Annotated in this window: 11 protein-coding genes and 1 pseudogene; 5 read left to right on the top strand and 7 right to left on the bottom strand. The window is 65.0% G+C overall.

Features of this window, described 5'->3' with window-relative positions:
- Nucleotide 1: 1 nt before the first annotated feature.
- The 3 genes and pseudogenes from AKN84_RS17740 (at nucleotide 2) to AKN84_RS17730 (ending at nucleotide 5154) form a co-directional block, all read left to right on the top strand.
- Nucleotides 2-2064: pseudogene (locus AKN84_RS17740) on the top strand (hypothetical protein).
- Between the two features lie 174 nt (nucleotides 2065-2238).
- Nucleotides 2239-2667 carry a DUF2946 family protein gene (locus tag AKN84_RS17735; RefSeq protein ID WP_050422027.1) on the top strand — a complete coding sequence of 143 codons (429 nt, stop codon included), beginning with the start codon at nucleotides 2239-2241 and terminating at the stop codon, nucleotides 2665-2667.
- 108 nt (nucleotides 2668-2775) lie between these two features.
- A complete protein-coding gene (locus AKN84_RS17730; protein WP_050421962.1) occupies nucleotides 2776-5154 on the top strand; it encodes a TonB-dependent receptor in 2379 nt (792 codons plus the stop codon).
- A 101-nt stretch (nucleotides 5155-5255) separates the two neighbouring features.
- On the opposite strand, the gene AKN84_RS49125 is transcribed toward AKN84_RS17730, so the two are convergent.
- From AKN84_RS49125 to AKN84_RS17710, 4 genes are all read right to left on the bottom strand, one after another.
- Complete coding sequence (locus AKN84_RS49125) at nucleotides 5256-5717, bottom strand: hypothetical protein (protein WP_128970940.1); 462 nt, start codon at nucleotides 5715-5717, stop codon at nucleotides 5256-5258.
- Between the two features lie 105 nt (nucleotides 5718-5822).
- A complete protein-coding gene (locus tag AKN84_RS17720) occupies nucleotides 5823-6140 on the bottom strand; it encodes an EthD family reductase (RefSeq protein ID WP_050421961.1) in 318 nt (105 codons plus the stop codon).
- A gap of 114 nt (nucleotides 6141-6254) precedes the next feature.
- Nucleotides 6255-6767 (bottom strand): GNAT family N-acetyltransferase, encoded by a 513-nt coding sequence (locus tag AKN84_RS17715; RefSeq protein ID WP_050421960.1) that lies wholly within the window; start codon nucleotides 6765-6767, stop codon nucleotides 6255-6257.
- A gap of 39 nt (nucleotides 6768-6806) precedes the next feature.
- Complete coding sequence (locus AKN84_RS17710) at nucleotides 6807-7211, bottom strand: NUDIX domain-containing protein (RefSeq protein WP_430649914.1); 405 nt, start codon at nucleotides 7209-7211, stop codon at nucleotides 6807-6809.
- A 231-nt stretch (nucleotides 7212-7442) separates the two neighbouring features.
- Here AKN84_RS17710 and AKN84_RS17705 point away from each other — a divergent pair, with 231 nt between their 5' ends.
- The gene (locus tag AKN84_RS17705; protein ID WP_050421959.1) at nucleotides 7443-8330 is read left to right on the top strand and encodes a metallophosphoesterase family protein; all 888 of its coding nucleotides are present in this window, start codon (nucleotides 7443-7445) and stop codon (nucleotides 8328-8330) included.
- A gap of 94 nt (nucleotides 8331-8424) precedes the next feature.
- Here the strand turns inward: AKN84_RS17705 and AKN84_RS47390 are convergent, their stop codons facing one another.
- From AKN84_RS47390 to AKN84_RS17690, 3 genes are all read right to left on the bottom strand, one after another.
- A complete protein-coding gene (locus AKN84_RS47390; protein ID WP_157863316.1) occupies nucleotides 8425-9192 on the bottom strand; it encodes a glycine-rich domain-containing protein in 768 nt (255 codons plus the stop codon).
- 73 nt (nucleotides 9193-9265) lie between these two features.
- A complete protein-coding gene (locus tag AKN84_RS17695; RefSeq protein WP_050421957.1) occupies nucleotides 9266-9841 on the bottom strand; it encodes a hypothetical protein in 576 nt (191 codons plus the stop codon).
- Nucleotides 9842-10054: 213 nt separating this feature from the next.
- Nucleotides 10055-10264, bottom strand: coding sequence for a DUF4170 domain-containing protein (locus AKN84_RS17690; RefSeq protein WP_016839740.1), 210 nt, complete (start codon nucleotides 10262-10264; stop codon nucleotides 10055-10057).
- Between the two features lie 242 nt (nucleotides 10265-10506).
- Here AKN84_RS17690 and AKN84_RS17685 point away from each other — a divergent pair, with 242 nt between their 5' ends.
- Nucleotides 10507-11949 carry a helix-turn-helix domain-containing protein gene (locus AKN84_RS17685; protein WP_050421956.1) on the top strand — a complete coding sequence of 481 codons (1443 nt, stop codon included), beginning with the start codon at nucleotides 10507-10509 and terminating at the stop codon, nucleotides 11947-11949.
- Nucleotides 11950-12101: the final 152 nt, after the last annotated feature.

Genomic DNA, 12101 nt, shown 5'->3' with positions numbered 1-12101 from the left:
TATGAACTACGGTATCGCGTTCACACCGCTGGTTCCCTCGATCGTGCTGTGGATCGCGCTCGGCGCGATCGTCGTCATCGCGGCACTGCTGCTGTTGTCGCGCGCGCGCGGCGCCGCGGTGCGTGTCGCGGCGCTGGCGCTGATCCTGCTTGCGCTGGCCAATCCGTCCTTCACCCGCGAGGACCGCGAGCCATTGACCTCGGTCGCGGCCGTGGTGGTCGACAAGAGCCCGAGCCAGAATTTCGGCACGCGCAATCAGGAGACCGACAAGGCGCGGCAGGCGCTGGTCGACAGCCTGAAGCAGATCAAGGGCCTCGAGGTCCGCGTCGTCGAGGCCGGGCAGGCCGATGGCGAAACCGACGGCACCAAGCTGTTCGGCGCGCTGACGTCGGCGCTGTCGGACGTTCCGGTCGAGCGCGTCGCCGGCGCGTTCATGATCACCGACGGCCGCGTCCACGATATTCCCGGCAACGCCAGGCGCTCGGCTTCCAGGCCCCGGTGCACGCGTTGATCACCGGCCGCAAGGACGAGCGCGACCGCCGCATCGCCATCACCGCGGCTCCGCGCTTCGGCATCGTCGGCCAGACCCAGACCATCACCTACCGGCTCGACGACCAGGGCGTCACCGGCGAGCGCGCCAAGGTCACGATCCGCCGCGACGGCGAGGTGATCAACGAGCGCACGCTGACCTCGGGCCAGACCTCCAGTGTCGACATCGACATCAAGCATGCCGGTCCGAACATCGTCGAGATCGAGGCTTCGCCGCTCGAGAACGAGCTGACGTTGGTCAACAACCGCGCCGTGGTCGCGATCGACGGCGTGCGCGACAAGTTGCGCGTGCTGCTGGTGTCCGGCGAGCCGCATGCCGGCGAGCGCACCTGGCGCAACCTGCTGAAGTCCGATCCCAGCGTCGATCTCGTGCACTTCACGATTCTGCGTCCGCCGGAGAAGCAGGACGGCACGCCGATCAACGAGCTGTCGCTGATCGCGTTTCCGACCCGTGAGCTGTTCCAGCAGAAGATCAACGAATTCCAGCTGATCATCTTCGACCGCTACGCGCGGCAGGGCGTGCTGCCGATCGCCTATTTCGACAACATCGCGCGCTATGTCCGCTCCGGCGGCGCGGTGCTGGTCTCGGCCGGCCCCGACTACGCCTCGACCACCAGCATCTGGCGGACGCCGCTGGATTCGGTGCTGCCGGCCGAGCCGGTCGGCGTCACCGAGAAGCCGTTCTATGCGCATCTGAGCGACGCCGGGAAACGCCACCCGGTGACGCGCGGGCTGGAAGGCTCGAATGCCGAGCCGCCGCATTGGAGCCGGTTCTTCCGCACCGTCGACACCCGCAACGCGATCAACCCGCCGGTCATGACCGGCGCCGACGGCAAGCCGCTGCTGCTGCTGTCGCGGTTCGGCGAAGGCCGCGTCGCGCTGCTGCTGTCCGACCAGATCTGGCTGTGGGCGCGCGGCTATGAGGGCGGCGGCCCGCATCTCGATCTGCTGCGGCGGGTGTCGCACTGGCTGATGAAGCAGCCCGACCTCGACGAAGAGGCGCTGCGCATGCAGGTGCAGGGCAAGGACCTGATGGTGGTGCGCCAGACCATGGCCGACACCGTGTCGCCCGTCACCGTGACATCGCCGAGCGGCGCCACGCATGAACTGACGCTCACCGCCGGCGATCCCGGAGAGTGGCACGCCACGCTGCCCGCGAACGAGCTCGGCCTGTGGCAGGCCACCGACGGCACGCTGAAGGCGCTGATCAATGTCGGCCCGACCAACCCGAAGGAATTCTCGGAAGTCACCTCGACCCCCGACATGCTGAAGCCGCTGGCGCAGGCGACCGGCGGCGACGCGCGGCGCATCGTCGACAGGTCGAGCCTCGACATGCCGCGCATCGTGCCGGTGCGCGCCTCCACGATCTTCCGCGGCGACGGCTGGCTTGGCGTGAAGATGCGCGATGCCAGCGTGGTCAAGGGCGTCGGCGTGCTGCCGATGTTCGCCGGCCTGGTCGGCCTCTTGCTGCTGCTCGGCGCATTCGCGGCAACCTGGCTGCGTGAGGGACGCTGAGACCAATAGCGCGCAATGTCCGATCGGCCCCGTTGCTGCAATCCCACACCAGCAACGGATCGATAGGGTGTGTCTGAACCACCGTTGACATCGCGCCCGGCCTCCGATGTTATAATGTAACATCGGACGGCCGGGGAATGAGCGCCGTGCCGATGATGGGTGGGCTCAATCGGCATGAATTGGTTCCGGAGACACATCAAGACTGGCTCGCGGCTGGCGCTGTTCGCGCTCGCTGTCCAGTTCGTGCTGTCGTTCGGGCATTTCCACCCCATCGCGGCCGCGCAAGCAGCACCCGCCGTCCAGACCGGCCTGTCGCTGCTCGATCTGGCCTATATCGGGACCTCGGCGACGCCGGACCTCGCGGTCCAGGTGACCGGGACCGAGCCGCCCGTCAGGCACGACAAGGACCGGCGGCATCATCCCGCCGACAATTGCGCGATCTGCACCGTCATCTCGCTCGCGAGCAGCATGCTTTTCACCGCGCCGCCGGTGCTGTTGCTGCCGGAGGCTGTCGAGCTTCTGTTCCGCACCACCAATGCCGAATTCGTCCATCTGAAGTCGGCGCGTGCGGCCTTCCGTTCCCGCGCACCTCCTGTGTCCTGACATCGACTGATTGCTGCACGCCCTGAGCGGACGGCCGCATCACAGTTGCGGCTTCCCGCAGGGCAAATCGGGATCGATCCGTCATTTCGACGGGACTGGACCAGGACAATGACACTTCAGAAGACACGAGCACTCCACATCGGAGGCGCGAGCTGGCTGCTGCTCGGCGCCATGCATGGCAGCGCGCTGGCCGATGACACGCCGACGCAACTCCCTGACATCACCGTGACGGCGCCGAGCCCGATCCAGCGGCACCGCACTGTGCCAACGCGCGCGCCGGTTCACGTCGTCCGAGCTGCGCCGAGCCGCAACCGCGAACGCGCCGCGGCAGCACAACCGGCGCAAGCGACGCCAGCGCCGGCACCGCAGCAGGGCGTGCTGCCGGTCGTCACCGACCAGTTCGCGACCGTTACCGTGGTGCCCAACGAGGAGCTACGGCGCTCCGGCGGCGCCACGCTCGGCGATCTCCTGTTCTCCAAGCCCGGCATCACCGGTTCGAGCTTCGCGCCCGGCGCATCGAGCCGGCCGATCATCCGCGGCCTCGACGTCAACCGCGTCGGCATTGTCGAGAACGGTCTCGGCGGCGGCGGCGCCTCCGATCTCGGCGAAGATCATTTCGTGCCGATCGATCCGTTCTCGACCAACCAGATCGAGGTGGTCCGGGGACCTGCGGCGCTGCGCTACGGCTCGACCTCGATCGGCGGCGTGGTGAGCGCGACCAACAACCGGATTCCCGACGCGATGCCGACCTGCGCGGCGGCGCCGTTCCAGAGCTATGGGCTGCCGGTGAAAGCGCCGCTGGCCGACGCCGGCGGTCCGGGTTGCCTCAATGTCGAGACCCGCACCTCGGTCAGTTCGGTCAATCGCGGCGTCGAAGGCGGCATGCTGCTGGATGCCGGCGGCAACAATGTCGCCGTGCATGCCGACGTCTATGGCCGCACCACCAGCGACTACAGCATCCCGAGCTATCCCTATCTGTTTGTCCCCGGCCAGCCGTTTAACGGCCGCCAGCCGAATTCCGCGACGCAATCCGACGGCGCCTCGGTCGGCGCATCGTATTTCTTCCAGGGCGGCTATATCGGCGCGGCGATCACCCAGAACGACTCGCTGTACCACATCCCCGGCATCGACGGCGCCGATCACCAGACAAGGATCGACGCGCACCAGACCAAGATCGCCGTCAAGGGCGAGTACCGGCCGGATGCCGCTGCGATCGACGCCGTGCGGTTCTGGGTCGGCGCGACCGACTATCGCCACAACGAGCTCGGCCTCGCCGATCCGGCCGATCTGTTCAGCGACGGCGTGCGACAGACCTTCACCAACAAGGAGCAGGAAGCGCGCGTCGAGGTGCAGATGATGCCGTTCAATGCGCGCTTCGCCACGGTGACCACCGCTTTCGGCCTGCAGGCCGGACATCAGGAATTGACGGCCCCAAGTCCGGACGATCCAGGCAGCCCGCTCAACGGGTTGTGGGACCCCAACAACAACAACAGGGTCGCCGGTTACGTCTTCAATGAGCTGAAATTCAGCGAGACCACCAAGGCGCAGATCGCCGGGCGCATCGAACACGTCAACCTGTCCGGGACAACGCCGGCATTCATACCTGACGTGTTCGACGTCAACATCGATCCTGCCAGTGTTGGTCCCGCTACTCCGCGCAATCCGCGCTTCACGCCGAAAAGCGCGAGCATTGGCCTGATCCAGAACCTGCCGTGGGATCTAGTTGCGAGCATTACCGGTCAATACGTCGAACGTGCCCCGAAACCGGCAGAGCTGTTTTCGCGCGGCGCTCATGATGCGACCGCCACCTTCGACATCGGCAATCCCAATCTCGGCATTGAGACGGCAAAATCGATCGAAGTGGGATTGCGGCGGGCGACGGGGCCGTTGCGATTCGAACTCACCGGCTACTACACGAAGTTCAACGGCTTTATCTACCGCCAATTGACCGGCAACACGTGCGACAGTGCGGCTTGCGTGGACATAGCCAATCCGGACCAGCTTGAGCTGAACCAGGCGAGATACGCACAGCGTGACGCGATCTTCCGCGGTGCCGAATTCCAGAGCCAGCTCGATATCGGCCCGCTCAACGGCGGCATCTGGGGCATCGAGAACCAGTTCGACGTGGTGCGCGCCACCTTCACCGACGGCAGCAACGTGCCACGGATTCCACCGGTGCGGCTCGGCGGCGGCATGTACTGGCGCGACAGCAACTGGTTCACCCGCATCAACCTGGTGCACGCCTTCGCGCAGAACGACATCGCGGTGATCCGCGAAACCCCGACCGCGGGCTACAATCTCTTGAACGCGGAGGTGACCTACAACACCAAGCTCAATTCGTCTTGGATCGGCGCTCGCGAGATGACGCTTGGGCTGGCCGGCAACAACCTGCTCAACCAGAACATCCGCAACTCCGTCTCCTACACCAAGGACGAGGTGCTGATGCCGGGCCTCGGCGTGCGGGCTTTTGCGAACTTGAAGTTCTAGAGACGAGACGGGCGTATCCCTCTGCCGTCAACGGCAGAGGGATTTTTGTCGCGTAGCCCGAATGAAGCGCAGCGCGATTCGGGACCAGAGAGCCAATAGACTCAGTCTCCGGACTTCCCGTCGCTGCGTCTGGTCGACAAGCTCTCGAACCATTTCTCGCGGAAACGCTCCTGTTGTTCCACGGTTGATGGAACGACGCTTCCGTCGGATTCGAAGATATTGACAATGTCCCGATTCAGAGCCGGAGCGCCCAGTGTCATCTTGTAGGCGAGGACTGCCGGGCTCATGTCTCGTTGCATCCCAGATGGATAGACGTTCTCGCTTGCACCAAAGCAGCAGAGCAATGCGCCAGTCTTTTCCAGATCCAGCCGAAGCAGCCGCAAGGCTTCAAAAAAGTCCCGTTCGGACTCAACCGTCTTTACGTCGCCATCCAGCTCAAACGAGATTTTGTGAATCTCTTTGCCGGCCTCAATGATCTCATCCGCAACGACTTTTGCCGGCAACCGCGTCCCATCGGCAAGAATGACTGTAATCTCTCCGGAAAAATATTGGTCTGGTTGCATCAGCGGTCTACAAAAATCAATTTTGAATTGAGGGCATAGCTCAACGATCGTCCCTGGCCAGGACGATCGTGACAATTACCCGACAAAAGCTTCAATCCGCGCCGTTCAATGCCCCACGACGACTTCGCTGATCTGAATCACCGGCTGCTGATCGGTGTAATTGGGAATGTCGCCCATGATCTCCTGGGCGTGCTTGCCCATGGCGGCCCCGAAGGCTTCGACCGAGTCGCAGAAGATGTGGCACATCCCGACATAGGTTGCCGGTTGCCCCGGCGCACCGCCGGCAAGGCCCTTGTCGATCGTGTAGTATTTGCAGGCGTCGCCGAGCCGCGCCTTCACCAGGGGCATGTGCTTGTCGCGATAATAGTCGTGATCAAAGCGCGCGCCTGGATTGTTCGGATACATCACACTGACCTTGATCATGGCGCGCACTCTCCCTGTTGATATGACATGCGCCGGTCTTGTCCCTGCGCTTGTCTCAACTGTGCTTCAGATTGTCGGAGGGTGCAACCGTTCCGGCGATGGCTCGCGCGGATGTCAGATCGCCTTGCTCCAGTCCGGCTGGATCGGCCCGGACACGCCCTCGAACGCGCCGTCGACCAGTTCCATGACGAGCAGGCGACTGTAGTCGACCGGGCCGGGCATCGTCATCCGCCCCTTCGCCACCGGCTTGAAGCCGACCCGCGCGTAATACGGCTCGTCGCCGACCAGCACGATCAGCCGATGGCCCTTGGCGCGCGCGTCGTTGATCGCACGCTCGAGCAGCGCGCGGCCGACGCCGCGGCTGCGGAACGGCGGCTCGACCGTCAACGGCCCGAGCATCAGCGCCGGCGTGTCGCCGATCGTGACCGGCAGCTGGCGCACCGAGCCGACCAGCAAGGTGCCGATCCGCGCAGTGAAGGAGACATCGAGCAGATGATCGACATGCTCGCGCAGCCGGTAGGCGCTGAGCACGAAGCGGCCGGGCCCGAAGGTGCGCTCGTGCAGGCGCTCGATCGCCTGGGCGTCTTTCGGGGTCTCGGGCAGGATGGTCAGGGACAGTTCGGTCATTGTGGGGCGCGGGATAGCATCTGGCGCGGGCGCGGTCCATCACCGCCATGTGGCCGGCGGCGGCCTGCCCTCGAGCACCTCCGATATCCGCAGCCGCGTACCGGGGGTGGTCTCCTCCGGCAGCGCGGCCGGATCGAAGAAGCCGCAGGCCACGATCTCGCGATTCGGCTCCGGCAGCCGGTCCTGCCGGTAGTTCCGGACGACATAGACCGCGACATGATCGCGCGGCGAGACGTGGCTGTTGTGGAAGATGCCGTGCAGCACCGGCTCGCTGGTGAGCTCGATCCGCCCTTCCTCCTCCAGTTCGCGCCGCAGCGACTCGATAAAACTTTCGCCAACCTCGACCCCGCCGCCCGGCAGATACCAGCCATCGACGTAGCTGTGCTTGACCAGGAACACCTTGTTGTCGGCGTCCAGCACCACGGCGCGGACCCCGAGCGTCATGCTGCGGACCAGCCGCCAGTAGAAATGAAACACCCATCTGATCTGCGGCTCGTAGCGCTTGCGTAAATCGAGCAGGACCGTCACTGAACCCTCGACATCTCTGAGTTTGATCCTTGCTTTGATCCTTGCGCGCCTGCGCAGCTCTTGCCAATACAGGGCAGGACGTTCGGGATAGCACGACATGACCGGCTGCCGGCCACTTTTCACCGACAATCCGAAGGGAATCGCGTGATGGCGGCGTTCCGCCTCGCACATCTGTCGGATCCGCATCTGCCGCCGCTACCGGCGGCGCGGCTGCGCGATCTCGCCGGCAAACGCGCCTTCGGCTATTTGAACTGGACGCGCAACCGTCACAAATATCACCGCCGCGACGTGCTCGACGCACTGGTGTCGGACATGCAGGCGCAGCAGCCGGACCATGTCGCCGTCACCGGCGACCTCGTCAACCTGGCGCTGGATGCCGAGTTCAATCCGGCCCGGCAATGGCTGGAAGGCGTCGGCGGCGCTGCCGACGTCACCGTGGTCCCCGGCAATCACGACGCCTATGTGCGCGCGACCCGGCATCGCTTCGTCAGCCACTTCGGCGACTACCTGCGCGGCGACGCCGACGGCGCGGCGACGCATTTTCCGTTCGTGCGCCGCCGCGGCCCGGTGGCGCTGATCGGCGTCTCCTCCGCGGTGCCGACGCCGCCGCTGATGGCGACCGGCTGGCTCGGCCATGCCCAGCTCGGCGCGCTGGATACGATCCTCGGGCAGCTGTCGCGGGAAGATGCGTTCCGCGTGTTGCTCGTGCATCACCCGCTGCACTCCGACGGCCGCGCCAAGCGGTTGACCGATTCGCATCAATTGCTCGCGCTGCTCAAGCGGCACGGCGTCGAGCTGGTGCTGCATGGCCACGACCACATCCATTCGACGATGTGGTTCGACGGCCCCGAGCGGAAGATCCCGGCGATCGGCGTGCCGTCGGCATCGGCGCTGGCGCGCAAGCACTATCCGGCGGCGGCCTACAATCTGTTCTCGATCGAGCGCGACGGCAACGCCTGGCGCTGCGAGCAGACCGTGCGCGGCCTCGGCCATCACGACGGCATTCGCGAGCTCAAACAGATACGGCTGTCCTAGAGCTTTTTTCCGATTGCATCGGAACGGAGCTCTAGATTCTCGTTCTGACGCATTTTCTTCACGCGAACCGGTGTCCACTTCGCTCGAAAATGCTCTAGTCGCCACCGCCGCCGCCACACCCGCCGCCGCAGCCGCCTCCGCTGTCGCCGCCACCTCCACCGTCGCCGCCTCCATCACCGCCACCGTGGCCACCACCATCGCCGCCATGGCTTCCGTCGCTGCCGGCATCGCCAAAACCCGCCGACGATCCGTCGATCGATGAGTCCGAGAAATCGCCGCCGCAATAGGGACTGCTGCCGGCAATGCCGCTGCGGCGCAGCGCCTCGCAGTCGGTGTGGTAGACGAAGCCGTTCGCGATGTTCAGCTTGGCGTCGAGCGCGAACAGCAGCGGCAGCCGCGTCGGCCTGACCGGATCGATGTTCTCGTATTTGCAGCAGTACCACCAGACCCGCCGCAGCCCCTCATTGCTCCGGCGCTGCTCCTTCACCAGTACGACGGCTGGTCTGTGATGCAGGAACGTGCCGAAGGCGCGGCGGCAGAACGCGTCGTATTCGCGGGTGTAGAGGATGAATTCGTGCCAGAGGTCGTCGGCGGCCTGCGACGGCATCGAGACGAAGCGCTTGCCGCTCATCAGATAGGCGAGGAAGAACTGGCGCAGGCCGCGCGACACCAGCGCGCTGTCCTTGCGGTTGAAGCCGGGGTGATGCTTCTCGAGCCGCGCCAGCAGGCCCGCCGGCCATTTGAAGGTGCGGATATATTCGGCGCGCCGCAGCCTCTGCCATTTGCCGAACAGCACGGCGCTGCCGATCACGGCGCCTGCCGCCAGCACGCCGAAAAATGCCGAGGCGGGTGTTATGACCAAATTGCCCCCCGCCCCATCTCTATTTGAGCATGATCCGATCGGAAAACCGCTTCACACTTTTCCGGATCATGCTCTAGAAATTCTGCAAGCTCGCCAGCAGTGCGAAGCCGAACAGCGCCAGCGCGCCCAGGATGAAGCCGAGCACGAACATGCCGAGCCTGCCGCGGCGCTTCGGCGCCACCACCGGCACGGGCGGCGGCGCCGGCGGCTCGGCAACCGGAAGCGGCGTTGCCACCATCGCATGCTCGCGCTCGATCAGGCGCCGCGCGACATAGTCGGTGACGGCATCAACGATCACGGCCACGTCGTGCGATTCGGCGAGCACGATGCGGCCGAACCTCGTGTCCTGCACGAAGCGGTAGATGCGCTTGTCGCGGCCCATCAGCACATGCGCGACGACGTCGATCCACAGCCGCGGCGTCTCGCCCTGGCTGATGCCGCGGTCGAACAGGTCGACCTTCTCCGGCACCTGTGCGAACAGCGGATCGAGCGCGTCGTTGAGGATCTCGAGCCGCGCCACCTCGGCATCGCGCAACTCGACGACGACGCCGGTGCGATCGGCCGCCTCGATCCGCGCCCGCCGCAGCGCCTCTCGCAGCGTCGGGCGCATCTCGCGCGCCTCGCTGCCGGTGTTCTGCGGATCGGACATGCCTTGCGGTCTCGTGGTGACGGGTTTGCTCTCCCATTAACCTATCAGCAACCACGACGTCCGCAAAGGACGTTGGTTCCCAAGCACTTAGGCTGCCACTTATCCCCAGATCAAAAACCGCTCGCGGGTGTCCCAAAAGCGGTCGACCCCACCCGGATGAACCGGATGGGGCCGCCGTCCTTGGACGTTTTCTTGCTCTGATAATTCTGGTGCTCAGGCCGAAACCCGCGACGGCTCCTCGACGATCGAGAAGCGCACGCCGGCCTTGTGGCGGCTCTCTTCCGAGACTTCCTTCCAGCACTCTTCGGCTTCCTTGCGGGTCTTGAACGGACCGCGGACCTGGGCGGAGCCTTCGACGAGCTTGTGGAAGTTCATCGACCCGAACTCGCCGCCGATCACCCAGAAATTGCTGCCCTTGCTCATCGTCAGTCTCCTTTGAAAAACCGTGCTGCCTTTGCTCAGCCGCCTGAAACCTGATCCCCGCAGCCTGCTCGCCGGTTCGACATTCTTGACAGAGCATCGCGAAGTGCGTGTCAGGAGATAAACGCGAAAAGCTGAAGTTCGTACAGATGCCTTGTTTTTTATTGGTGATGTCATGTAACATCTGAACTTGTAATAAATGTCGATTTGTAAATTTAGTCACAAAATAGGTCAGGAAGGCTGCCATGCCGGGCGAGTCCGGAAAGAAGCTGTTCGTCGGGCCGCGGTTCCGGCGGATCCGCCAGCAATTGGGGCTGTCGCAGACCCAGATCGCCGAGGGGCTCGGCATCTCGCCCTCCTACATCAACCTGATCGAGCGCAACCAGCGCCCGGTGACGGCGCAGATCCTGCTGCGGCTGGCCGAGACCTACGACCTCGATCTGCGCGACCTCGCCACCGCTGACGAGGACCGCTTCTTCGCGGAACTCAACGAGATCTTCTCCGATCCGCTGTTCCGCCAGATCGACCTGCCGAAGCAGGAGCTGCGCGACCTCGCCGAGCTCTGCCCCGGCGTGACCCATGCGTTGCAGCGGCTCTACGCTGCCTACACCGAGGCGCGCCGCGGCGAGACGCTGGTGGCGGCGCAGATGGCCGACCGCGAAGGCTCGCAGTTCGACGCCAACCCGATCGAGCGGGTGCGCGACCTGATCGAGGCCAACCGCAATTATTTTCCGGAGCTCGAGACCGCAGCGGAAAATCTGCGCGACGAGCTCAACGTGCCGACCGAAGGCCTGTTCACGGCGCTCGCGACACGGCTGCGCGAAAAACATTCGATCGTCACCCGTGTCATGCCGGTCGACGTGATGCGCGAGACGCTGCGCCGTTTCGACCGGCATCGCCGGCAGCTCCTGATCTCCGAGCTCGTCGACAGTTCCGGCCGCAGCTTCCAGCTCGCGCTGCAGATCGGCTTTGTCGAATGCGGTGCCGCGATCGATGCCATCGTCAGCCGCGCCGGCCCGCTCGACGACACCGCGCGCCGGCTGTACCGCATCACGCTCGCCAATTATTTCGCGGCGGCCGCGATGATGCCCTACCAGGCGTTTCATTCCGCCGCCGAAGCGCTGAGCTACGACGTCCACGTGCTAGCGCAGCGCTTCAATGCCGGCTTCGAGCAGGTCTGCCACCGCCTCACCACGCTGCAACGGCCGAACGCGCGCGGCGTGCCGTTCTTCCTGCTGCGCGTCGACAATGCCGGCAACGTGTCGAAGCGGTTTTCCTCCGGCACCTTCCCGTTCTCCAAGTTCGGCGGCACCTGCCCGCTGTGGAACGTGCACTCCACCTTCGACATGCCCGACCGCCTGCTCAGCCAGGTGATCGAGCTGCCGGACGGCACGCGCTACTTCTCGATCGCGCAGACGGTGCGGCGGCCGGTCGCGCCCTATCCGCAGCCGCAGCCGCGCTTTGCGATCGGGCTCGGCTGCGAGATCCGGCATGCAGCAAAGCTGGTCTATGCAACCGGCATGGATCTGGAAAAGGCCGAGGGCACCCCGATCGGCGTCAACTGCCGGCTCTGCGAGCGCGAGAATTGCAGCCAGCGCGCCGAGCCGCCGATCACCCGCACGCTGATCCTGGACGAGACGACGCGGCGGGTGTCGTCGTTCGCGTTTTCAAACGCGCGGGAGCTGTAGTCTTGCTTTCTTATCGTCCCCCGGAGGGGGAGGATCGGTTCGCATGGAGCGTAGCGAAATGCGTACCGAGGTGGGGTGAAAGTCTCTCGTCTCGCGCGCTGCCCGTGTTGAGAGATCGCCCACCCCGCTGCGCATTCCGCTTCGCTGCATGC

Source organism: Bradyrhizobium tropiciagri (assembly GCF_001189845.1).
Lineage (GTDB): Bacteria > Pseudomonadota > Alphaproteobacteria > Rhizobiales > Xanthobacteraceae > Bradyrhizobium > Bradyrhizobium tropiciagri.
The sequence above is the reverse complement of the archived record's forward strand: the minus strand, read 5'-3'. Positions and strand labels throughout refer to the sequence as shown.

Bases quoted from the DNA above. Each gene is read 5' to 3' on its own strand.
- AKN84_RS49125 (WP_128970940.1), bottom strand. From the start codon at position 5,717: ATGCAACCAGACCAATATTTTTCCGGAGAGATTACAGTCATTCTTGCC.
- AKN84_RS17730 (WP_050421962.1), top strand. From the start codon at position 2,776: ATGACACTTCAGAAGACACGAGCACTCCACATCGGAGGCGCGAGCTGG.
- AKN84_RS17715 (WP_050421960.1), bottom strand. From the start codon at position 6,767: ATGACCGAACTGTCCCTGACCATCCTGCCCGAGACCCCGAAAGACGCC.
- AKN84_RS17690 (WP_016839740.1), bottom strand. From the start codon at position 10,264: ATGAGCAAGGGCAGCAATTTCTGGGTGATCGGCGGCGAGTTCGGGTCG.
- AKN84_RS17685 (WP_050421956.1), top strand. From the start codon at position 10,507: ATGCCGGGCGAGTCCGGAAAGAAGCTGTTCGTCGGGCCGCGGTTCCGG.
- AKN84_RS17720 (WP_050421961.1), bottom strand. From the start codon at position 6,140: ATGATCAAGGTCAGTGTGATGTATCCGAACAATCCAGGCGCGCGCTTT.
- AKN84_RS17705 (WP_050421959.1), top strand. From the start codon at position 7,443: ATGGCGGCGTTCCGCCTCGCACATCTGTCGGATCCGCATCTGCCGCCG.
- AKN84_RS17710 (WP_430649914.1), bottom strand. From the start codon at position 7,211: ATGACGCTCGGGGTCCGCGCCGTGGTGCTGGACGCCGACAACAAGGTG.
- AKN84_RS17735 (WP_050422027.1), top strand. From the start codon at position 2,239: ATGAATTGGTTCCGGAGACACATCAAGACTGGCTCGCGGCTGGCGCTG.
- AKN84_RS17695 (WP_050421957.1), bottom strand. From the start codon at position 9,841: ATGTCCGATCCGCAGAACACCGGCAGCGAGGCGCGCGAGATGCGCCCG.